The sequence below is a fragment of the Micromonospora tarensis genome (genome assembly GCF_016803395.1).
Lineage (GTDB): Bacteria > Actinomycetota > Actinomycetes > Mycobacteriales > Micromonosporaceae > Micromonospora > Micromonospora tarensis.
Map to the genome: position 1 here is coordinate 42902 of NZ_JAEVHL010000010.1, position 20543 is coordinate 63444.

General features: G+C 71.7%; 18 protein-coding genes, 1 tRNA gene and 4 pseudogenes. 5 read left to right on the top strand and 18 right to left on the bottom strand.

The features are described 5' to 3' along the window. Positions 1 to 3 precede the first annotated feature (3 nt). The 8 genes from JM949_RS04080 to JM949_RS04115 all read right to left on the bottom strand — a co-directional run bounded on the left by JM949_RS04080 (position 4) and on the right by JM949_RS04115 (position 8031). Entirely contained in the window at positions 4 to 762 is a 759-nt protein-coding gene (locus JM949_RS04080; protein WP_203147109.1) for a MerR family transcriptional regulator, read from the bottom strand. Between the two features lie 50 nt (positions 763 to 812). After that, entirely contained in the window at positions 813 to 3068 is a 2256-nt protein-coding gene (locus JM949_RS04085) for a putative bifunctional diguanylate cyclase/phosphodiesterase (protein WP_309232000.1), read from the bottom strand. Between the two features lie 77 nt (positions 3069 to 3145). Next, positions 3146 to 3367: a hypothetical protein gene (locus JM949_RS04090; protein WP_203147110.1), complete on the bottom strand. Its 222-nt coding sequence runs from the start codon at positions 3365 to 3367 to the stop codon at positions 3146 to 3148. A 7-nt stretch (positions 3368 to 3374) separates the two neighbouring features. Continuing rightward, positions 3375 to 3608 carry a zinc-ribbon domain-containing protein gene (locus JM949_RS04095; protein WP_030331435.1) on the bottom strand — a complete coding sequence of 78 codons (234 nt, stop codon included), beginning with the start codon at positions 3606 to 3608 and terminating at the stop codon, positions 3375 to 3377. A 164-nt stretch (positions 3609 to 3772) separates the two neighbouring features. Continuing rightward, positions 3773 to 4642, bottom strand: a complete 870-nt coding sequence (locus tag JM949_RS04100) for an SRPBCC family protein (protein ID WP_203147111.1) — start codon at positions 4640 to 4642, stop codon at positions 3773 to 3775. Then, the gene (locus JM949_RS04105) at positions 4635 to 5192 is read right to left on the bottom strand and encodes a winged helix-turn-helix domain-containing protein (RefSeq protein WP_203147112.1); all 558 of its coding nucleotides are present in this window, start codon (positions 5190 to 5192) and stop codon (positions 4635 to 4637) included. Before JM949_RS04105 ends, JM949_RS04100 begins: the two co-directional genes overlap by 8 nt. A 101-nt stretch (positions 5193 to 5293) precedes the next feature. After that, positions 5294 to 6637: a class I SAM-dependent methyltransferase gene (locus tag JM949_RS04110; RefSeq protein ID WP_203147113.1), complete on the bottom strand. Its 1344-nt coding sequence runs from the start codon at positions 6635 to 6637 to the stop codon at positions 5294 to 5296. Continuing rightward, the gene (locus JM949_RS04115; protein ID WP_203147114.1) at positions 6634 to 8031 is read right to left on the bottom strand and encodes an FAD-binding oxidoreductase; all 1398 of its coding nucleotides are present in this window, start codon (positions 8029 to 8031) and stop codon (positions 6634 to 6636) included. The genes JM949_RS04110 and JM949_RS04115 overlap by 4 nt, the downstream gene beginning before the upstream one ends. 92 nt (positions 8032 to 8123) lie before the next feature. Here JM949_RS04115 and JM949_RS04120 point away from each other — a divergent pair. Continuing rightward, positions 8124 to 8593: pseudogene (locus JM949_RS04120) on the top strand (aminoacyl-tRNA deacylase). Between the two features lie 119 nt (positions 8594 to 8712). Here JM949_RS04120 and JM949_RS36450 read toward each other — a convergent pair. Beyond that, positions 8713 to 9129, bottom strand: coding sequence for a hypothetical protein (locus JM949_RS36450; protein WP_238432551.1), 417 nt, complete (start codon positions 9127 to 9129; stop codon positions 8713 to 8715). On the opposite strand from JM949_RS36450, the pseudogene JM949_RS36455 reads away from it, so the two are divergent. Beyond that, a pseudogene (locus JM949_RS36455) lies at positions 9053 to 9292 on the top strand (RICIN domain-containing protein); the annotation flags it as partial. The gene JM949_RS36450 and the pseudogene JM949_RS36455 overlap by 77 nt on opposite strands. A 108-nt stretch (positions 9293 to 9400) precedes the next feature. Here JM949_RS36455 and JM949_RS04130 read toward each other — a convergent pair. After that, a pseudogene (locus JM949_RS04130) lies at positions 9401 to 10755 on the bottom strand (MFS transporter). A gap of 1 nt (position 10756) precedes the next feature. On the opposite strand from JM949_RS04130, the gene JM949_RS04135 reads away from it, so the two are divergent. Further along, a complete protein-coding gene (locus JM949_RS04135) occupies positions 10757 to 11764 on the top strand; it encodes a GlxA family transcriptional regulator (protein WP_203147115.1) in 1008 nt (335 codons plus the stop codon). Positions 11765 to 11939: 175 nt separating this feature from the next. On the opposite strand, the gene JM949_RS04140 is transcribed toward JM949_RS04135, so the two are convergent. From JM949_RS04140 to JM949_RS04155, 4 genes and pseudogenes are all read right to left on the bottom strand, one after another. Beyond that, positions 11940 to 12404: a hypothetical protein gene (locus JM949_RS04140; protein ID WP_203147116.1), complete on the bottom strand. Its 465-nt coding sequence runs from the start codon at positions 12402 to 12404 to the stop codon at positions 11940 to 11942. A gap of 28 nt (positions 12405 to 12432) precedes the next feature. After that, positions 12433 to 14384 (bottom strand): annotated as a pseudogene (locus JM949_RS04145) (VWA domain-containing protein). A gap of 2 nt (positions 14385 to 14386) precedes the next feature. Further along, complete coding sequence (locus JM949_RS04150; protein WP_203147117.1) at positions 14387 to 15847, bottom strand: sigma 54-interacting transcriptional regulator; 1461 nt, start codon at positions 15845 to 15847, stop codon at positions 14387 to 14389. Between the two features lie 60 nt (positions 15848 to 15907). Continuing rightward, positions 15908 to 16411, bottom strand: coding sequence for a hemerythrin domain-containing protein (locus JM949_RS04155; protein WP_309232001.1), 504 nt, complete (start codon positions 16409 to 16411; stop codon positions 15908 to 15910). Between the two features lie 105 nt (positions 16412 to 16516). On the opposite strand from JM949_RS04155, the gene mgrA reads away from it, so the two are divergent. Continuing rightward, complete coding sequence (mgrA, locus tag JM949_RS04160) at positions 16517 to 17512, top strand: L-glyceraldehyde 3-phosphate reductase (RefSeq protein ID WP_203147119.1); 996 nt, start codon at positions 16517 to 16519, stop codon at positions 17510 to 17512. Positions 17513 to 17539: 27 nt separating this feature from the next. Here the strand turns inward: mgrA and JM949_RS04165 are convergent, their stop codons facing one another. Further along, entirely contained in the window at positions 17540 to 18460 is a 921-nt protein-coding gene (locus JM949_RS04165; RefSeq protein ID WP_203147120.1) for a lytic polysaccharide monooxygenase auxiliary activity family 9 protein, read from the bottom strand. A gap of 125 nt (positions 18461 to 18585) precedes the next feature. Between JM949_RS04165 and JM949_RS04170 the strand changes: the two genes are divergently transcribed. Further along, positions 18586 to 18708 carry a 50S ribosomal protein L36 gene (locus tag JM949_RS04170; RefSeq protein WP_030490864.1) on the top strand — a complete coding sequence of 41 codons (123 nt, stop codon included), beginning with the start codon at positions 18586 to 18588 and terminating at the stop codon, positions 18706 to 18708. A gap of 52 nt (positions 18709 to 18760) precedes the next feature. On the opposite strand, the gene JM949_RS04175 is transcribed toward JM949_RS04170, so the two are convergent. From JM949_RS04175 to JM949_RS04185, 3 genes are all read right to left on the bottom strand, one after another. Continuing rightward, positions 18761 to 19702 (bottom strand): GHMP family kinase ATP-binding protein, encoded by a 942-nt coding sequence (locus JM949_RS04175; RefSeq protein WP_203147121.1) that lies wholly within the window; start codon positions 19700 to 19702, stop codon positions 18761 to 18763. A gap of 83 nt (positions 19703 to 19785) precedes the next feature. After that, positions 19786 to 19861, bottom strand: a tRNA-Ala gene (locus JM949_RS04180). 88 nt (positions 19862 to 19949) lie between these two features. Beyond that, on the bottom strand, positions 19950 to 20540 hold the full coding sequence (locus JM949_RS04185) for a YqgE/AlgH family protein (RefSeq protein ID WP_203147122.1): 591 nt from the start codon (positions 20538 to 20540) through the stop codon (positions 19950 to 19952). Positions 20541 to 20543: the final 3 nt, after the last annotated feature.

The following is a 20543-nucleotide window of genomic DNA, read 5'->3' on the forward strand; positions in this document are numbered from 1 at the left end:
CTGTCAGGCCCGGCTGATCGCGTTGGCGTGGATCGCCTCGTTCAGGTACCCGGCCAACCCGGGCGCGATGTTCTCGTAGTGCGCGGTGAACCGCTCGTCGGCCAGGTACATGTCGGCCAACCCGGTGTGGATCTCGTACGAGCACTCGTAGAACCAGCGGCTGATGATCTGCCGGTGCTCCTCGGCCAACTCCATCGCCTCCGGACCGTCCGCCGGGGCGCCCGAGGCCAGCAGCGCGACGATCCGCCGACCCCAGTCCTCGTTCTCCGCCTTGATCCGCAGCCAGTCGTCCTTGCCGTAGCGGGAGGCCCGCCGGTTCGACTCCCGGTACGCGTCGGTGTCACCCCACCGCTGCTCCGCCTCGGCCTCGTGCGCCTCCGGGTCGAAGTCCCCGAAGGCCTCGAACCGCTCCTGCGGCGTGAGTTGGATGTTCATCTTGCTCGCCTCCATCGCAAACTCGATCGCCGTGACCATCTCCTGCAACCGCTTGATCCGTACCGTCAGCAGCTCGTGCTGCCGGCGCAGGTGCGCGGCCGGGTCGGCCGCCGGGTCGTCGATGATCGCGGCGATCTCCTCAAGCGGGAAACCCAGCTCCCGGTAGTACAGGACGAGCTGCAACCGCTGTAGGTCCGCGTCGTCGTAGCGGCGGTAACCGGCCGCGGTCCGCCCGCTCGGCGAGAGCAGCCCGATCTCGTCGTAGTGGTGCAACGTCCGGACCGTCACGCCGGCCACCCTGGCCACCTGACCCACCGTGTACGCCATGGTTCCCCTCCCTTCCGGGAACCAGGCTGCCGCCTGCCGCTACGTCAGGGTCAAGCCCGATCCTGCCCCACCATTGCCGCGCCGTCCGGACGCCCGTACAGATAGCCCTGACCCCGTGGGCAGCCGATCGCGGCGACCGCGTCGTGCTGCCGCTCGGTCTCCACCCCCTCCGCGACCACCGCGAGGTCGAACGCGCCAGCCAGCCGGGTGACCATCTCCACGGTGGCGTACGCCCGGTCGTCGGCGCCCAACCGGGAGACGAACGACCTGTCGATCTTCAGCTCGGTGGCCGGGATGCGGTGCAGGTAGCTCAGCGACGAGTAGCCGGTGCCGAAGTCGTCGATGGCGATCCTGATGCCCAGTTCGCGGAGCTGGTGCAGCCGTTCCAGCACCGCGTCGGTCCCCTCGATCAGCGCCGACTCGGTCAGCTCCAGCGTCAACGCCCGCGGCGCCAGCCCGGCCGCGCTGGTGGCGGCGGTGACCGTGGCGATCAGGTCCGGCCGGCGCAGGTGCGCCGCCGCGATGTTCACCGCGACGGTCGCCTCCGGCACCCGGCCCCGCCAGGTCGCGGCGGCCCGGCACGCCTGGTGGATCACCCACCGGTCGATCGGCAGGATCAGCCCGGTCTCCTCGGCCAGCGGCAGGAACTTCGCCGGCGGCAACATCCCCAACCGGGGGTGCCGCCAGCGCACCAACGCCTCGGCACTGCGGACCGCGCCGGTGCCCAGGTCGACGATGGGTTGAAACTCCAGGTGCAGTTGCTCCTCGTCGACCGCTCGGCGCAGGTCGGCGATCAACTCCGCGCGGGAGACCGCCGACTCGCGCAGCGCCGGGGTGCACGTCCGGTACGCGGACTTGCCGGCCGCCTTCGCCGCGTACATGGCGATGTCCGCGTCGCGCAGCAGATCGGAGTGCGAGGCGTGCTGCGGACCGTACTCGGCGATGCCGATGCTGGCCGACGGGTGCACCCCGACGTCCTCCTCGCCCTCGGAGGGCCGCAACGCGTCCAGCAGCCGCTCGGCGAGCCGCTCGGGTGACACCGGCCGGTCACCGTCGACAAGCACCGCGAACTCGTCCCCGCCGAGCCGGGCGATGGTGCCGTCGCCGTCCACCGCGGCTCGCATCCGGGCCGCCAGCCCGGTCAGCAACGTGTCGCCGGTGGCGTGCCCGAACCGGTCGTTGACCTGCTTGAACCCGTCCAGGTCGAGGAGCAGGACGGCCACCGGTGGCCCCTCGCGCAGGGCCAGGCGCAGGCGCCGGCTGAACAGCAGCCGGTTGGGCAGCCCGGTGAGCTGGTCGCCGTACGCGAGCCGACGCAGCCGGACCACCAGGCGCAGGTTCTCGTTCGCGGCCAGCCCCTGCCGCAGGGCGAGCGCCGCCAGCAACACCATCATGGTCACGAAGACCAGTTGTGGGGTCTGCCCGGTGGGCCGACGGGCCAGCACCACCGCGATGATCGCGCCGCCCACCGGCAGGTACGGCAGCGCCACCCGCCACCAGGGCGGCAGCGGCGACTCGGCGGTGTCGTCGGTGCCGTCGCAGTCCGGCGGCGGCGGTCGCCGGGTGGCCAGACCGATCAGCAGGTAACTCAGCGGCCAGCACAGGTCGATCGGGTGACCGGCGGTGTAGTCGGCACGGGCGACCAGCGACACGTAGACGACGTCGGCGACGACCCGCAGGGTGAGGCTCGCCGCGAGGATGCTCATCGGCCGCCATATCGGTCGCGCCGGGCCGGACACCGCCACCAGGATGGTGAGCTGCATCAGGTCGAACATCGGGAAGAGCAGCCCCAGCGTGCGCGCCGGATCGGCCAGCTCGGCGGCGGCCACCCCGCGGAAGACCAGCACCCACCCCATCGGCACCAGGGCCAGGGCGACGATCACCCCGTCCAACAGGGTACGGGCCCGCCCGACCACGGTCCGTGGCGCGGACGGGGAGCTGAGCAGCGCCGCCGTACCGGTGAGGATGCCGGCGGTGAAGACCACCCCGACCGCCGGCGTGTGCGGTAGGCCGCCGCCGACGAGCCGCTGCACCGTCCAGATGGCCCGGCCGAGCGCGGCGAGCGCCATGGTGAGGGCGAGCAGCGTCCAGAACCGCCGCAGCGGGGCCGGATGCCGGCGGGCCACCCCGACGCAGGCGGTCGTCGCCCAACCGGCCACCAGCATCGCGCCGAGGTCACTGACCAGCGCGGCTCCGGGCAGCGCGGCGAACAGCCAGGTCACCTCCAGCAGGATGACCGCAGCCGCGACGAACGCACCGACGGGGTTCAGCGGCCCCGCAGCCCGCCTGCCGTCCTGTCGGGACACGGTCGCTCCGGCTCTTCGTCGTGCGTGCACCCTCGGAAGGACCGGTCCACGGCAAACCCCGAAAGCCTAACCACCGCTCAGAGGGCCCGCCAGGTCCGAACGTCCGGGTCGGCGTGACCAGCGGTCAACGGCCGGCGGAACGGTTCCAGGGTGAGCGGGGCAGGGTGGTGCCGGCCAGTGGGCGGCGGGCGCGGCGGCGTCTGCGCCGGCCGGGGGTGCAGGGCGGGCGGGCAACGGTGTGCACCACCGGGTCGACCGGTGCCGCCGTCGCCGATCAGCCAGCAGAGGAAGCGTTCCATCAGCCGATCAGCCGACCGGAAGGCGCTCTGCGTCGGACCTGGAGATCTCGTACTCCGCCCCGCAGAACGTGCACTGCTGCGCGTACCGGGTGCGGATCGGGATGAGGGGAATGAAGAAGAGCGTGAATTTCGTCGAGCGGCGGGTGATCACCTGCGCGGCCTGGTTGCCGCAGTGGCGGCACACCTGCTGCACGACTCCGGACCGGTCGACCTTGGTACGCAGACCAAAGATGAAGAACATCGTCCGCCAGTACCCACTCGACAGCGAAAAGTCACCGGTTCCCCGGTAGCGGATCAGTGCAACCCGGCCGGCCCGCGCAAGATCGTGCTCGATCCAGGATGTGGTGCCCTCGCGGAGCGTACGAGGCCACCGGATCCCTGATCGAGCACGATCAAGCCCTGTCGTCAGCTCGCCGGCGTCGCCTCCAGGCCGGGGACCTCGGCGGGGAGCCAGATCGGCTGCCAGTTCGGCACCTCGTGGAAGCGCCGCAGCTCGAACAGCCCGGCGACCGACCCGCTCCAGGCCCCGTACGGGGGGTTGGCCTCGTCGAAGCCGCTCTGCACGAAGGTCAGCGTGGTCCGACCGTTGGACTCGGCCAGCTCCCAGTTCGTGACACCGGTCGGGCCCCAGTCGACCGACATCCGCCGACCGGGCTCCAGGTCGACGATCTTGGCCGCGTAGCCGCTCTCGAAGCCGCCCATGGCGTACCGGCCGCCGACCCAGGGCTCGATCCCGATCGGGTAGCCGAACCAGGCGCTGGCCTGCTCGGAGTCGGTCAGCGACTCCCACACCTTGTCGATCGGGGCGGCGATGACCAGCTCGCCCCGCAGGTCGGCGGAGGTGAAGTCGGTGCGGGGCAGCAGCGGCTTGCCCTCCAGGTGCGCGGCCAGGTTGGCGATGGAGAGCGACCAGTACGTCTGGAGCACCCCCCGGATGCTGGAGCCGCTCATCGCCTCGGCGAAGTCGAAGTGGCTCTGGGTCAGCGTCAACACGGTGCTGTCCGCGCTCTCGGCGGTCAACTGGAGTTCGGTGGTGGTCTCCACCCCGTCGAGCAGCCAGGCGAAGCGCAGCGTGTCGTCGTCGGCGTGCAGCAGCCGCTGGTGCGGGGCATCACCCTCGGGCGTGTAGCGGCCCCAGAACTCGTACCGCTGGGGCAGCTCGACCTCGGCGTGCTCGGCCAGCCAGAGACGCAGCTCCGCCGGGTCGGTGAGGGCCTCGCGGACGCGCCCCACGGGCGCGGAGAGACGTGCCTGGAGCTTCATCGGCTCAGTCATTGTCGTTCCCTTTCGGATAACAGGCGACGGCCAGCTTGAAGGCATCTCCCTCGCTGCCGCCGTAGCGGGTGAACAGGTCCTGAAGTGCGGTTTGCAGGTCGTGCAGGAACTGCTGGCGCTGCTCTGCGGGCACCCGGATCTCGCCGGACACCCCGATCGAGGGCAGCTCGGGCGCGGCCCGGTCCAGAGCGGCGATGTCGGCCTGGACCTCCTCCATCAGGTCGAGCAGGTAGCCCAGGCTCAGCTCGTCGCGGGCCTTGCGCAGCCCGATCCGGCCGACGAGCCGTGGAGACAGCCAGTAGGAGCGGGCGGCGGCCTGGTAGATGCCCTCGGTGATGCCACGGACCTTGCGCTCGTTGACCAACTCGACCAGGCCGGCGGCGACGAGTTGCTTGACGTGGTAGTAGACGCGCTGGGGCGTCTGGTCGAGTCGGGCCGCGACCTCGGTGCAGGTGCGCGGCTCGGCCAGTTGCCGCAGCACCTCCACGCGCTGCGGCTTGAGCAGGACCTCGGCCTGCTCGATCTGCTCCAGGTACAGGATCTCTCTCATGACAAAATCAGTTTGTACGTACAAAACTTCTTTGTCAATGGCTTCGGCAAAAGCCGCGCCGACTTTCCCGGCGCGGCTTTCAGCCGACGGTCAGCGGATGGTCAGGGCAACCAGTCGGGCCGCAACGGATAGCCGTTGCCGCCGTCCGGGCCGTTGTGGGTGGCCAACACCTGGTGCAGCTGGATGCCGTTGCGCTCGAACGCCATCCGCGACCCGGCCATGTACAGCCCCCACACCCGGGCGGTGCCCGCGCCCACCTCCGAGACGCAGAAGTCCCAGTGTTCGACCAGATTGCGGCACCAGGCAGCCAGCGTCAGCGCGTAGTGCTGGCGCAGGTTCTCCTCGTGGTGCACCTCGAACCCGGCGTCGTGCACCTCGCTGACCAACCGGCCCGGACCGGCCAGCTCACCGTCCGGAAAGACGTACCGGTCAATGAACGCGCCGGAGCGGTGCGGCGCCCGATTGTCCGCCCGGGTGATGCAGTGGTTGAGCAGCCGCCCACCCCGCCGCAGCCGGCTACGCAACGCCCCGAAGTAGGTCGGGTAGTTGCGCACCCCGATGTGCTCGGTCAGCCCGATCGACGAGATGGCGTCGAACTGCTCGGCCGGCGCGTCCCGGTAGTCCATGTGCCGCACCTCGGCCAGCCCGGTCAACCCCTCCCGCTCGATTGCGGCCTGCGCCCACTGCGCCTGCGCCTTCGACAGGGTGACCCCGAGCGCCTTGACGCCGTACTCGCGGGCGGCGTGCCGCACCATGCCACCCCAGCCGCAGCCGACATCCAGCAGCCGCATCCCCTGCTTCAGCGCCAGCTTGCCGGCGACCAGGTCGTACTTCGCCGCCTGGGCCTGCTCCAGGGTGTCGTCCGGAGAACGGAAGACCGCGCAGGTGTACGTCATCGACGGGCCGAGCACCTTCTCGTAGAAGGCGTTGGAGACGTCGTAGTGGTGTGAGATCGCGGTGCTGTCCCGGACCCGCGAGTGCCGCAGCCCGTTCATCACCCGCTTCCACCGTGGCTGCGCCTCCTGCGGCGGCGCCGGCGGCGGCAGCAGCCGCTCCCAACCCAGCCCACGGACCAGCCCCAGCCCCTCGGCCAGCGACGGTGGGCGCAACCGCAGCTCGTCCTTGAGCACCCGCAACGCCTCGTACGGGTCGCCCGGGTGCACCCCCTGCAACGCCAGGTCGCCACTGACGTACGCCCGGGCCATGCCCAGGTCGCCGGGCGCGGTGAGCAGGTACGACAGCCCACGTTCGGAACGGATCGCCAGGGTGATGCCCGCGTCGGACGGGCCGACGGAGCTGCCGTCGTATCCGGTGATCCGCACCGGTAACGGCCCGGTGGTCACCGCGCGGACGACATCCGCGACGGTCGGACCCGTGTGCCGGCCCCCCGCCGGCGGGGTGGCGGGGACGCTCGCCGCCCCCTGATCTCTGTCGGTCAGGCTCATGCTCGTGCTACCGCCTTTTCGTACAGTCCCGTCAGCCGGTGGTCCGGGTCGTAGCGGTCTTTCACCGCCCGCCACGTGTCGCCGCCATACAGGCGATCGAAGGCGTCCCGGTCGTAGTACGCGTCGGAGTAGAGCGACTTGTGGCCGCCCAGCTCCGACACCCTGCGTTCGATCGTCCGGTTGACGTCGCCATCGGCGGCGCCCGGCGCGATCGGCACGCTCCCCCAGAACCCAATGTTGACGTAGTCCTGCCCCGGCCGTAGTGGATACAGCGGCCACGACCGCGCCGAACCGGGCCCCGCCGGCTCACGCAGTCGCAACGGGCACAGCCACACCGGGTTCATCCCCACCGCGCCGGCGAACCAGCGCAGGAAGTCGACAGTACGGTCCAGCGGGATCTCGACGTCCTGCACGACCCGCTCCCGGGCCGGCTGCCCGCGCAGCCGGTCGATCCGGGCCGCCACCTGGTGGCGGTGCTCCAACCGGACCAGTCGGTGGTAGAAGTCGCTGCGCCGGTAACGCGCCGGCCAGAACCGGCGCACCACCGGGTGCTGCGCGCCGAACGCCGCCGAGCACCAGAACCAGTCGGTGTCCCACCGCCACAGATAGTCGTACGCGGTGAGCACGTCGCGGGTGCGCTGACGCAACGACCGGTAGTAGATCGCCTGGCCGGTGTAGTCACTGGGCGGGTCCGCCGCGTCGGTGAACGTGGCGAACACCAGGTACGCCTCACCAGGGCTGAACATCACCCCGTCCATCGCGTCCACCGGTTGCCCGGCCCAGGACCGGGTCGCGGTGACCTCGGCGATCGCGTCGGCGAGCGCCTCCAGCCGGGTGAACCGGACGTTACGCAACGCCACGTAGCGGCCGACCGGTTGCAGCTCGATGCGCAGCCGGGTGGCGTAGCCCAGGCTGCCCAGCGAGTTGGGGAACGCGGTGAACAGGTCGGCGTGCTCGCCGTCGGGCCGGGCGGTGACGATCTCCCCGGTGCCGGTGAGCACGTCCAGCTCCCGTACCGACTCGTGCGGCAGGCCGTTGCGGAACGAGGTCGACTCGATCCCGAGGCCGGTCACCGCGCCGCCCAGGGTGATGGTGCGCAGCTGCGGCACCACCAGCGGCATCAGCCCGTGCGGCAGCGTCGCGTCGACCAGGTCCTCGTAGGTGCACATGCCCTGCACGTCGGCGGTACGGCCGGTCGGGTCGACCGACAGCACGCCGTTCAGCGCACTCACGTCGAGCCCCGGAGTCCGCGGGGCGGACCGGGGACGGAACAGGTTGGAGGTTCGTTTGGCGAGCCGGACAGGCTCGCCCGTGGGCACTGCGGCGTACGACCGCCGCAGCGTGTCCACCGCTTGATCATGGTCAATCGGGTGATTCACACGCTCAGCGCGCATGTGATCACCTTACGCTCGCCGTTCGGAAAGCGTGGGATGTCGGCCGGGCAGTTTCCCGTCCCGCCACGGACCCGCCGGCTAGCGTGGCGGGCATGCCATCGCCAGCGATCACCGCCCTGGACGCCGCCAAACTGCCGTATCGCCTGGTCAGCCACGGTGCGGTCGCAGTCTCGCGGAGGCCGCCGCCGTCCGTGGCGTGGCCGTCCCCGACGTGGTCAAAACGATCGTGGTACGCCGCAGTGAAGACGATCACCTGTTCGTGCTCACCCCCGGCGACCGGGTCATCTCCTGGCCCAAGCTGCGCGCCCTGCTCGGGGTGCACCGGCTCTCCATGCCGGACGCCGCGGGCGCGCTGGCCGCCACCGGCTACGAACGCGGCACCATCACCCCGTTCGGCGCGCGCACTGCCTGGCCGGTGGTCGCCGACGAGCGACTACGCGGCCGGGAGATCACCCTGGGTGCCGGCGAGCGGGGTCTCGCCATCGCGATCGACGCCGACACCGCGATCGCCGCCCTCGACGCGACAGTGGCCGACGTCACCGATCCCCAACCCACTCGCTGACGGGCGGGGTACCGACCAGCGGACCGCCGAACTGGCTCCGGCGCGGCGTCATGGGTGAGGATGGCGGGCATGTCCGCCCCCGAGGAACGCCCCGACAGTGTCGGCACCGTCTACGGCGGTCACCGGGCACGCCGCTCCGGCCCGCTGGCCGATCCGGTGCTCCGGGTCGCGGTGGCGGTCGGGGTCGTCGGCGCACTCCTCGGCGTGGTGTTCGCCACCGGGCTGTTCGGCGGTGACGACGAGCCCGCCGTGCCGGCGACGGTGGGCACCCGGTCCAGCGCACCGGAGCCTTCGACCCCGGCGGACGAGCCGAGCCCGTCGTCGTCGGCCGAGCAGTCCCCTACCCCGACCCCGTCAGCCACGACGCCGGCCGGGCCGCCCAGCGGGCCCCGGGTGCTGCGCGCCGCCTCGGGGCTCTGCCTCGGGCTCGACGGCGACGGCGAGCGGGCCGAGGCCGAGCTGGCCGTCTGCACCGGTGGACCGGAGCAGCAGTGGGTGGTCAACCCGGCCAGCGCGGACCTGGTGACGTTGACCAACGCCGCCTACGGGCAGTGCCTCGACGTGGAGGGCGGCAGCGGCGACGACGGCACCCGCCTGCTGCAGTTCCCCTGCCACGGCGGGGCCAACCAGCAGTGGCGGCTGGCCGCGACCGGCACCGGTCCGGTGCTGCTGGTCGCGGCGCACAGTGGCAAGTGCGGGCAGGCCGACGACGACGGTGACGAGGCCGACGACGACGTCCGGCAGCGCCAGTGCGACGGCCGGCCGCCCAGCAGTGGACCCTGGGCTGACCGGCCGCCGCGTCGTCGCTCAGCCCCGGAAGCTCCACGCCTTGGGCGCGGTCGCGGCCACCAGCACGGCTTGCGGCACCGGCACGCCGGGTCGCCGGCGCAGCAGCAGCGACAGCCCGGCCGCGCCGACCGAGAGCGCGCCCGCCACGTACCAGGCCAGCGCGTAGTCGCCGAGCTGATCCCGGACCAGCCCCGCGCCGGTCGCGGCGACCGCCGCCCCGAGTTGGTGGGCGGCGAACACCCAGCCGAACACCACCGCGCCGGCGCCGCCGAAGTACTCCCGGCACAGGGCCACCGTCGGCGGCACGGTGGCCACCCAGTCCAGACCGTAGAAGACGATGAACACCAGCATGCTCGGCTCGGGGGTGCCGGCGAACAGGCTCGGCAGCACCAGCAGGGACGCCCCGCGCAGCGCGTAGTACACGCCGAGCAGCAACCGGCTGTCCACCCGGTCGGTGAGCCAGCCGGAGGCGATGGTGCCGACGATGTCGAAGAGGCCCACCAGGGCGAGCAGCCCGGCCGCGGTGGTCTGCGGCATGCCGTGGTCGTGCGCGGCCGGCACGAAGTGCGTACCGACGAGGCCGTTGGTGGTCGCGCCGCAGATCGCGAACCCGCCGGCCAGCAGCCAGAACGGCCGGGTCCGGGCCGCGGTCGTCAGCGCGCCCAGCGCCCGGGTCGCCGCGCCGCCGGTCTCGGCGGCGCCGCGACGACTTCGGTCGCCCCGTAGGCGGGCAGGCCGAGGTCCGCCGGGTGCTCGCGCAACAACCACACCACCAGGGGTACGACCGCCAGCGCCGCTCCGGCCACGACGAGCGCGGCGGTACGCCAGCCGTGGTCGCGTACCAGGACGGCGATCAGTGGCAGGAACACCAGTTGTCCGGCCGCCCCGCCGGCGGTGAGCACACCGGTGACCAGGCCCCGGCGGCGGACGAACCAGCGACCGGTCACGGTGGCCACGAACGCCAGGGCCATCGACCCGGTGCCCAGCCCCACCAGCACGCCCCAGCAGAGCAGCAGCTGCCAGCTCGCGCTCATGAAGACCGTCAACCCGCTGCCCGCGGCGACCAGGAGCAGCGCCACCGACACCACCCGGCGGATGCCGAACCGGTCCATCAGCGCCGCCGCGAACGGCGCGGTGAGTCCGTAGAGCAGCAGGTTGACCGAGACGGCCGCGGAGATCGTGGCGAGTGGCCAGCCGAACTCCTCGTGCAGCGGGTGTAGCAGCACCGACGGGGTGGCGCGGAAACCGGCCGCGCCGACCAGCGCCACGAAGGCGACGGCGGCGACCAGCCAGGCGGGATGCAGACGGCGGTTCTTGGTCACGGGACAAGTCTGCGGTCGACCGCTCACCTCGACGAGTGGCCGGAAAGCCATCATGCGCAATAATCGGGCCATGCCCGTTCGCCCACACCGGATCGCCGTACTCGCCCTGCACCAGGTGGTCGGCCTGGATCTCGGCACCCCGTCCCAGGTCTTCAGCACCGCCCGGGCCGCCGACGGGACGCCCTACTACGACGTCCGGGTGTGCACGCCGGGTGGGCGACCGGTGCGCAGCACCGCCGGTTTCCAGGTGCTCCCCGACCACGGCCTCGAACTGCTCGACACCGCCGACACGGTGATCGTCCCCGGCATCCACGACGGCACCGTCCTGTCCTCGGGCACCGTGGCGCCGGAGGTGACCGGGGCGCTACGCGCGGCGTACCAGCGGGGTGCGCGGATCATGTCGATCTGCACCGGGGCGTTCGTGCTGGCCGCCGCCGGGCTGCTCGACGGACGCCGGGCGACCACCCACTGGGCGTACGCGGAGCGGTTCCGTCGCCTGCACGACCGGGTGGACCTCGACCCGGATGTGCTCTTCATCGCCGACGACCGAATGCTCACCTCGGCCGGTGTCGCCGCCGGCATCGATCTCTGCCTGCACGTCATCCGGCTCGACCACGGCAGCGAGGTGGCCAACCGGGCGGCCCGCCGCTGCGTGATGCCACCGTGGCGGGACGGCGGCCAGGCGCAGTACATCGAGCAGCCGGTGCCGAAGGCCGCTGACACCAGCACCGCGGGCACCCGGGAGTGGGCACGGCAGCGCCTGCACGAGCCGATCGCGCTCCGCGATCTGGCCGAGCACGCCCGGATGAGTGTGCGCACCTTCACCCGGCGCTTCCGGTCGGAGACCGGCCTGAGCCCGGCGCAGTGGCTGCTGCAACAGCGCACCGACCACGCGCGCCTACTGCTGGAGACCACCGACCTCACCGTCGACCAGATCGCCCACCGCTCTGGTTTCGGCACCACCGCCGCCCTGCGCCAGCGGCTGCACCAACGCATCGGGGTGGCACCCTCCACCTACCGACGCACCTTCCACCCCCGCCCGGAGCTCCTCGAAACCTGACCCGCGCACCTGAGCGCCCACGATCCACCGGCCGAGCTCAGCCGATGCCACTGCTCCAGAGCGGTATACCTGTGAGTCATATTCATGCCGCACAGGTATACCGCTCGACAGACCAGGTCCTCCCCGCCCTCGTAACGGTGGGTAGCGAAGGCAAACCACGCTGAGGGCCGGAGACTCAGGCGCGGAGCTGGTGCAGCTGGGCCTGGTGCTTGGGCAGGTGGACCCGGCTGTGCAGGTCCAGGGTGCGGGACCAGGGCAGCGACTCGTCGACGACGAGGTCGAACCCCTCCCGCAGGTGGGTTTCGACCGGGGTCTCCGCCGCCAGACCGAGCTGGTCGACGAGCCCACACAGGCGGTCGCTGGTGCCGTGCAGCAGAGCGGTCAGGCCGCGCAGGCCACCCTGCTCGGCGGCCAGCGCGTCGAGCTGCGGACGGTGGATGTCCTCCTCCAGCTCGTAGTAGGCGAACGGTGACCCGGCCAGCAGCGCCTCGGTCGCCTGGATCATCAGCTCGTCGTTGGCGACCAGGTGGGCGACGATCTGCTCGGCACTGAGCTGCCCCTGCGGAGCCGCCTGGAACTCCCCCGCGTCAAGCTCGGCGAACACGCCGCCATAGGCCTGTCGCAACGCCCCACTCTCCATCTCCCCAGTCAACCCGGCCCGGGCGGAGTTAGCGGCGGGATTGACGGGAGCGCAGATAGTCGGACACCACGTACTCGCCCAGGTCGTCGGTGTCCGGGGTGAACATGCGGCCTCGGCTGCGGCGGGCCACCGCGTCGACGAAACGCCGCAGGCCCGGGTCGTCGCCGAGCATGAACAGGTTGAGCGTGGCGCCGAAGCGGCTGAGCCGGTCCACCTCACGGACCGTCGCCTCGATCGTCTCCGGCAGCGGCGGCCAGTGGAACAGCGCCTCACCGTCGTCCGGGTCCAGGTGGGCGGTTGGTTCACCGTCGGTGACCACCAGCACCACCGGCTCGGCGTCCGGGTGCCGGCGCAGGTGCCGGCCCGCCAACCGCAGCGCGTGCTGGAGGTTGGTGCCCTGCTCCAGGTCCGGCTCCACGGCCGCCAACTCCCGCTGGGTGAGCGTCATCGCCTCCCGGCCGAACCCCACGATCTGCAGGGCGTCCTGGGGGAACCGCGTCTCCATCAGGTGCGCCAACGCCAGCGCGGTCTGCTTCATCGGCCCCCAACGACCCTGCGAGATCATCGAGTACGACAGGTCGACGCAGAGCACCACCGCGGCGGAGGCTCTCTTCTCGGTCTCCACCACCTCGAAGTCGTCCACCGCCAGTTGCACCGGAACCGTCGGCCCGGCCCGTCGGACCGCCCGGGTCAGGGTTCGGACCACGTCAAGCGGTTGCTCATCGCCGTACTGCCAGGGTCTGGAGGCACCGCTGACCTCGCCGGCGGCCCCCGCCGAGCGCAGGTCGTGCTGGCCGCGCGGCCCGGCGGTCAGCTCGGCGAAGACCCGGCGCAGCGCGGTCCCACCGAGCCGGCGCAGTGCCTTCGGGCTCAGCGTGAGCCCTTCCGCGTCCCGGCTCACCCAGCCCTGCCGACGGAGTTCCCGCTCCAGATCCCGCAGCCGGCGGACGTCGTCGGCCGCGTCCCGGCCCAGCGTGCGGGCCACCGCCTCGACGTCCACGTCGTCGAGGGTCGCCCCGGGGTGTTCCTGGTCGAGCTGGTCGAGCAGCTCGTCCAGCTCACCGATCTCGCCCAGCGCGCCGGCCGCGTCGGCGTAGCCCAGCGGCTGGTCGCCGCGGACCCGCTCGCCGCGGCCCCAGCGCAGATCGGGTCGCAGTGCCCGCAGGTTCGCGTCCAAGGCGGACAGCTCCCCGGCGAGCCGTCGCCGAGCGACTGCTGCATCAGACCGGCCAGCTCGGCACGCTGCCGGTCGGAGAGGGAGTTCATCAGCCGCTCCCCGGCTGCCGAACGGCGGGCCAGCACGTCGATCAGCTCGTCGACCGTCTCCGGCCGCTCCGGGAAGAAGTCGTCGTGCCGACGCATGAACTCGGCGAACGCGTCGGTGGTGTCCTCCGCGCGGCCGTGCCGGGTCAGCAGGTCGTTCAGGTCGGCCATCATCTCGGCGAGCCGCTGCTGGGCGGCCGGGTCGGCGGAGGCGCGCACCGCGTCCCGCAGCCCGGCGAAGCGCTGGCCGAGCACGTCATCGCGGAGTTGGTCGAGAATCTGCTGGTACGAGCGGCGGGCGTCCTCGCTGGCCCACTGGTAGCCGGACAGCTCCTGCACCGCCCGCGCGGTCGAACGGGGCAGATTGTCCAGCACCGACTCGGCGAACCGGGCGGCGTCGTCGGCACGGCCGCGCAGCTCGTCCCGCTCGGCGGCGAGGGCCTGGTCGAGCAGCGCCTGCGCCCTGGTCACCGCGCCGTCCAGGTCACCGCGACGAAGCGCCTCCCGGCGTAGCCGCCGAGCCCGGGCGGCCAGGTCGTCCAGGCCACCGCGACCCTGCGGACCACGACGCAGCAGGTCGCGCAGCGCCTCCCGGAGGCTGCCGCCGGCCAGCACCTCGGCACCGACCGCGTCCACAGCCTCGCGCACGTCGTACGGGGGTGCGAGCGGGTCGGGTCCGCCGTTCCACTGCCCGTACCGGAACCGGTTGCCGGCCACTGTCAGCCCCGGTCGCCGTAGACGGTGCGCCCCGAGTCGGTGATGTCCTTGCCGAGCCGGCGGGTCAGGTGCAGCCCTTCCAGCACGAACTCGACGGCGGCCGCCGCCTCCTCCGGGGTGGGCGCGTCGCCCAGGCCGAGCCGGTCGAGGACCTTCGCCAACCCGGGCACGGTGCCGACCTGGCGCAGCAGCTCGGCGGCGCCGACCAGCTCGCCGGTCTCGATAGCGGCGCCGTCCTCGACCAGGGCGGTGAATCCGGAGAGGTCCAGCCCGGCGAGGCGGGCCCGGAACGTCTCGGCGGTCGCGGTACGCAGCAGGTGGGCGAGGATCTCGATTTCCCGCCCCTCCTCGCCGCTCTCGAACTCCACCTTGCCGCGCAGCGTGCTGGTCACCGACACCGCGTCGCCGACCCGCGCGACGGCGGCCTCAGGGCGTCCGTTTGGGGTGCCGGAGGCGGCGAGCAGGCCGGCACGGCGCAGCGCGGCGCCGGCGACGGTCTCGGCGGCGGCGATGGCGAATCGGGCGGAGACGCCGGAGCGCGGGTCCACCGACGGTGACTCCCGGACGGCGCGGGCGAACCGGGCCAGCACCTCCAGCACGTGCGCCGGCACCTCGGCGACCAGGTCGGCCTCCTGGCGGATCAGATCCAGCTCCAACTCCAGGTCGACCGGGTAGTGGGTGCGGATCTCGGCACCGAACCGGTCCTTGAGCGGGGTGATGATCCGGCCCCGGTTGGTGTAGTCCTCCGGGTTGGCGCTGGCCACCAGGAGCAAATCCAGTGGCAGGCGCAGCTGGTAGCCGCGGACCTGGATGTCCCGCTCCTCCAGCACGTTGAGCAGGGCCACCTGGATGCGCTCGGCCAGGTCGGGCAGCTCGTTGACGGCGAAGATGCCCCGGTTGGTGCGCGGCACCAGCCCGAAGTGGATGGTCTCCGGGTCGCCGAGGGTACGGCCCTGGGCGATCCGGATCGGGTCGACGTCACCGATCAGGTCGCCGACGCTGGTGTCCGGGGTGGCCAACTTCTCGCCGTACCGCATCGAGCGGTGCAGCCAACCGATCGGCAGGTCGTCGCCGGCCTCGGCGACCTGGGCGCGGGACGCCGGGGTGAGCGGGTGCATCGGGTGCTCGTTGAGCACCGAGCCGGGGATGACCGGGGTCCACTCGTCGAGCAGCGCGCCCAGCGAGCGGATCAGCCGGGTCTTGCCCTGGCCGCGTTCGCCGAGCAGCACCATGTCGTGCCCGGCGAGCAGGGCCCGCTCGACCTCGGGTAGCACGCTGTCGTCGTAGCCGACGATGCCGGGGAATCGGGCCTCACCGGAGCGCATCCGGGCCAGGAGGTTGTCGCGGAGCTCCTGCTTGACGCTGCGGTACTGGTGACCGGCCGCCCGTAGCGCGCCGAGCGTGCCGGGCAGGTCGGCCGGTGGGGTGGGGATTACCGGGGTAGGCGCAGTCACCCGACCCACGCTAGCTCACCGTGGAGACGGTTCTCCGAGCAATAAAAGGGACGAAAGACTTATTTAGCGCTACCCGGCGCGGTGGTCGGCGACGTACCGCTGCGGGTCCTTGTCGCGGAACGGGAGGTCGCGGCCGTTCTTGTGCTCGCCGTAGAAGGTCAGCCAGCGTTGACCCAACTCGGCGCGCAGCTCGAAGCTGGCGTGCCGGCGGAAGTCGGGCAGCGCCTCGTCCTCCTCCTCGGCCAGGTGCTCGCTGTTCTCCCGGCGGGCCGTGCCGACCGCCGCCCACCACTGCTCCGAGCCGACCGGGTGCAGCTTCGCCTCGGCGATGGCGTCGCGGATCTTGTTGTGGTCGCCGATCGCGTCGGCGGTCTCGTCCTCGCCGTCGTCGCCGTGCTTCACCAGGTGCGGGTAGAGGATCGCCTCCTCGGCCTCAGCGTGGATGTCCAGGTGCAGGGCCAGGGCGTCCCAGACGGCGAGCAGTTCCTGCTCGTCACGGGCGTCGTCGAGGCGGGCGAAGCCGCGCCGGAAGGCGGCGTGGTCGTCCAGGATCAGCGCGGTGATGTCGTCCACTGTGCTCACTTTCGGTTGGCCGGCGATCTGGTTATGACGTTGAAACTACCCCGATGTCCTGATTCGCACGCACGATCGCTGCCGTCACCGGCCGGAGCTAGGCTCATGATCGTGACCTACCTCGCCGCGGATGACCGCTACGACACCATGACCTATCGGCGCAGCGGCCGCAGTGGCCTGCGGCTGCCCGCCATCTCGCTCGGGCTCTGGCACAACTTCGGTCCGGACCGCCCGTTCGAACGGCAGCGCGACATCGTGCGGCGCGCCTTCGACCTGGGTGTGACCCACTTCGACCTGGCCAACAACTACGGTCCGCCGCCCGGTTCGGCGGAGCAGAACTTCGGCCGGATGCTCGCCACCGACCTGAAGCCGTACCGGGACGAGCTGGTCATCTCCAGCAAGGCCGGATACCTGATGTGGCCCGGCCCGTACGGCGAGTGGGGTTCGCGTAAGAACCTGATCTCGTCGCTGGACCAGTCGCTGGGGCGGATGGGCCTCGACTACGTCGACATCTTCTACTCGCACCGGTTCGACCCGGACACCCCGCTGGAGGAGACGATGGGGGCGCTCGACGCCATCGTCCGCTCCGGCAAGGCTCTCTACGTCGGCATCTCGAACTACAACTCGGAGCAGACCACCCGGGCCGCGGCGATCCTGCGCGAGCTGGGCACGCCGCTGCTGATCAACCAGCCGTCGTACTCGATGCTCAACCGCTGGACCGAGTCCGACGGCCTGCTCGACACGCTGGAGCAGGTCGGTGCGGGCTGCATCGCGTACAGCCCGCTGGCCCAGGGCCTGCTGACCGACCGCTACCTCGGCGGCATCCCGGCCGACTCGCGGGTCCGCACCAGCGTCTTCCTCAACGAGAGCGACCTCAACGAGGAGAAGATGGCCACCATCCGCGGGCTCGGCGCGGTCGCCGAGCGGCGCGGCCAGTCCCTCGCGCAGCTCGCGTTGGCCTGGGCGCTGCGCGACCCGAGGATGACCAGCCTGATCATCGGGGCGAGCAGCGTCACCCAGCTGGAGACGAACATCGCCGCCCTGGGCAACCTCGACTTCACCGCCGACGAGTTGGCCGAGATCGAGCGACACCTGGGCTGATCCGACCGGGCTTCGGGGCGGGCCGGGTCACCAGATCCGGCGCCGCCCGGCCCGGTGGTTGCGGACCTCGCACTGCCGCCCCACGGTCGCGGTGGCGCTGCGGCGTCGCCACCCGGCAGCCAGCAGCAGCGCCAGGAGCAGCACCACGGCGGCGCCGGCCAGCACCGGCCACCGGCCACCGAGGTCGGTCACCGAGGCCACCGGCACGCCCGGGTCGGCCGCCGCCGCGACCGGCGACCCGGTGCTGGCGGGCCCGCTCCCGGCGGTACGTGGAGCAGCCGCGGCGCTCTTCGTCGGAGCGGTCTTCGGCGCGGCGGCGGTGGTCTTGGCGCCCCGGAACACCACGTCGGAGCAGGAGTAGTAGGTGTCCGGGGTGTTGGAGTTCTGCCAGATCGTGTAGATCAGGTGTCGGCCGCTGCGGCCCGCCGGCAGCCGACCCGCCAGCTGGTACGCCCCGGCGCGTACCGGCGGGTCGGTCAGCGTCAGGAACGGGCGCGACTCCAGATCCGCCCAGGTCAGCGGCGCCCGTGGGTTGTAGTCCGGCTTGGTGACGTAGAGCCGGAAGGTGCCCCGGTGCTCGATGGTGGTCCGGTACCGGAAGGTGAACTTGGCGCCGGTGGTCAGGTCGGTGCTCGGCCAGTCGGTCCGCGGCAGGTCCAGCCCTCGGTACGCGGACAGCCCGCCGCTGCACAGCTCACCGTCCGGGATTCGCTCCCGGTCTCGCCCGTTGATCGCCGCCACCCGCACGTTGTCCCATTCGCGGACGGCGGCACCGGCCTTGATCGCCGCTCGACACGCGGCGGTCGTCGCGTACCGGCCTTCGGGCCCGCAGGCCGCCGCCCGACTGACCGGGTCGGTCGGTGCGCCGTGAGCGGCGGCGGGGGTGGCCGCCAGGGGCACTGTCGCGACAGCGACCAGCACCGTGCTGAGGAGCCGACGTACGGGCATGAGGATGACCTCCCGCCCACTGGTACGGCCGGCGGACGGCAAAGGTTCGACGCTCGGGGCACGGGAATCCGCCGGGTCGGTGCGGCGTTTCGATACTCGGAACCGCTTGCACCGAGGAGGCAGACATGAAGGTACGTAGCTCGTTGCGTGCGCTGAAGCAGAAGCCGGGTTCGGTGGTGGTCCGCCGTCGCGGCCGGGTGGTCGTGGTAAACCGCGCCAACCCGCAGTGGAAGAGCCGCCAGGGCTGAATCAGCCCGATACGGACAGACAAGTCGTCAACGCCCTGACCGGGTTGTCCGGTCAGGGCGTTCCGCTTTGCGGGGACCAGTCGCGGCCCGCGCCGAGCGAGTGATAGACCGACACCTGTCCACCCAACGGTCTACCGGCCGCGCGCAGGTGCTGGACCTTCCCGGTCAGCTCCGGGTCGTCGGCCTCGAGCACGACTCCGAGCATGGTGCCGCTGTGCGCCAGGACAAGTCCCAGGCCGCCGACGTCGTGGCAGGCACGCCGCAGGGCGTCCAGGTCGTGTCGGATCCGCGCTTTCGAGTTCAGTACGGCACTGCGGGTGCTGATTCGGCCGACGGTGGGCAGATCCCCGACGGTGATCGCCTCGGTGAGTTCGTCGAGCAGCCGCGCGTACTCACGTGCGTCCGCGGTGCTGAACGGATTTGGCAGACGGCTGTGTCTGATCGTGTCCACCTGGCCACCCTCGTCGTGCGCGACGATGGTGAGCGCGGGCAACCGGCCGATGGGCCGGCACAACCGCACCTGTCGTTGGTAGTACGCCACGATCTCGTCGTACATCACGCCGTCCGACGGTTCGATGTGGCGCAGGAAGGACTCGATCCGCGCGGCCGTGAGACGCATCCCGATCGCCGCGCCGACCGCCCGCACGGTGGCCACCAGGTCCGCCGACGAACTGGCCAGGCCCTTGCCCTCCGGCAGGTCCCCGGTCAGCTCCAGCTCGCCGCCACCGGCCACACCGGCCGCGGCCAGCACCAACCCGGCCACCGCTCGGCACTTGCGTTTGTGCGCGGGACGGAGAGTGATGTCCCTGGCCTCGGCGTGGTAGCGGAATGTCGCCGTGGCCCAGGCGTCGATCGGGAACGTGACCAGGAAGTTGGTGCCCCCGCCCGGCAGTACGCCCTGGAGCAGCTCACCGAAGGTCCCGAAGGCGTGACCGGTGCCGACCTCGCCGGCCAGTTCGCTGGCCGCCTGGCTGGCACCGAGAACCTGACTCATGGATCCGCTCTCGTCCAAACCGAACGCAACTAGGGCGGTGACCGAACGGTCATCGCCCTAGTTCTGTGCCACCAGGTAAATCCTGGTGGAGCCGAGGGGACTCGAACCCCTGACCCCCACACTGCCAGTGTGGTGCGCTACCAGCTGCGCCACGGCCCCTTGCTGTTGTCCCGGTCGCCCGGGCACTGGGAAACTATACACAGACCGACCGGAGTGGTCATCTCGCGGGGTCCCCCGTCGAGCCGGGTCAGTTGAGCGCCACATCCGGCGGGAAATGGGCCACCGCGGCCATCATCCCGCCCTGCCGACGCAGCACCATCGGCCACAGGTCGTCGGGCCGGTCGACGAAGGCGTCACCGGGCAGCCCGTCCAGCAGGAACCAGGAGCCGTCGGCGATCTCCTGCTCCAGCTGGCCACCGCCCCAGCCGGAGTAGCCGGCGAAAACCCGGATGCCGCCGATGCTCTCCCGCAACCGCTCCGGGTCGACCGAGAGGTCGATCGTGCCGACCGCCCCGGAGACCTGGTGGAAGCCCTTCAACCGGCGCATCGGGTGCCGCATCCGGGCGAGGCAGATGGCCGAGTCGGGCTGCACCGGGCCGCCCTCGAAGAGCACCGCCGGATGGCGGGCCAGGTCACTCCAGTCGCCGAGCACCTCGGCCACCGGCACCTCGGTAGCCCGGTTCAACACCACGCCGAGCGCGCCGCCCGGCTCGTGGGCGACCAGCAGCACCACCGTACGGTCGAAGTTGGGGTCCTTGAGCGCCGGAGTCGCGACCAGCAGCCGCCCGGTCATCGACTCCATCGCTCGTCCGCCGATCGCCTGGCCCTCTCCCTGCATGCC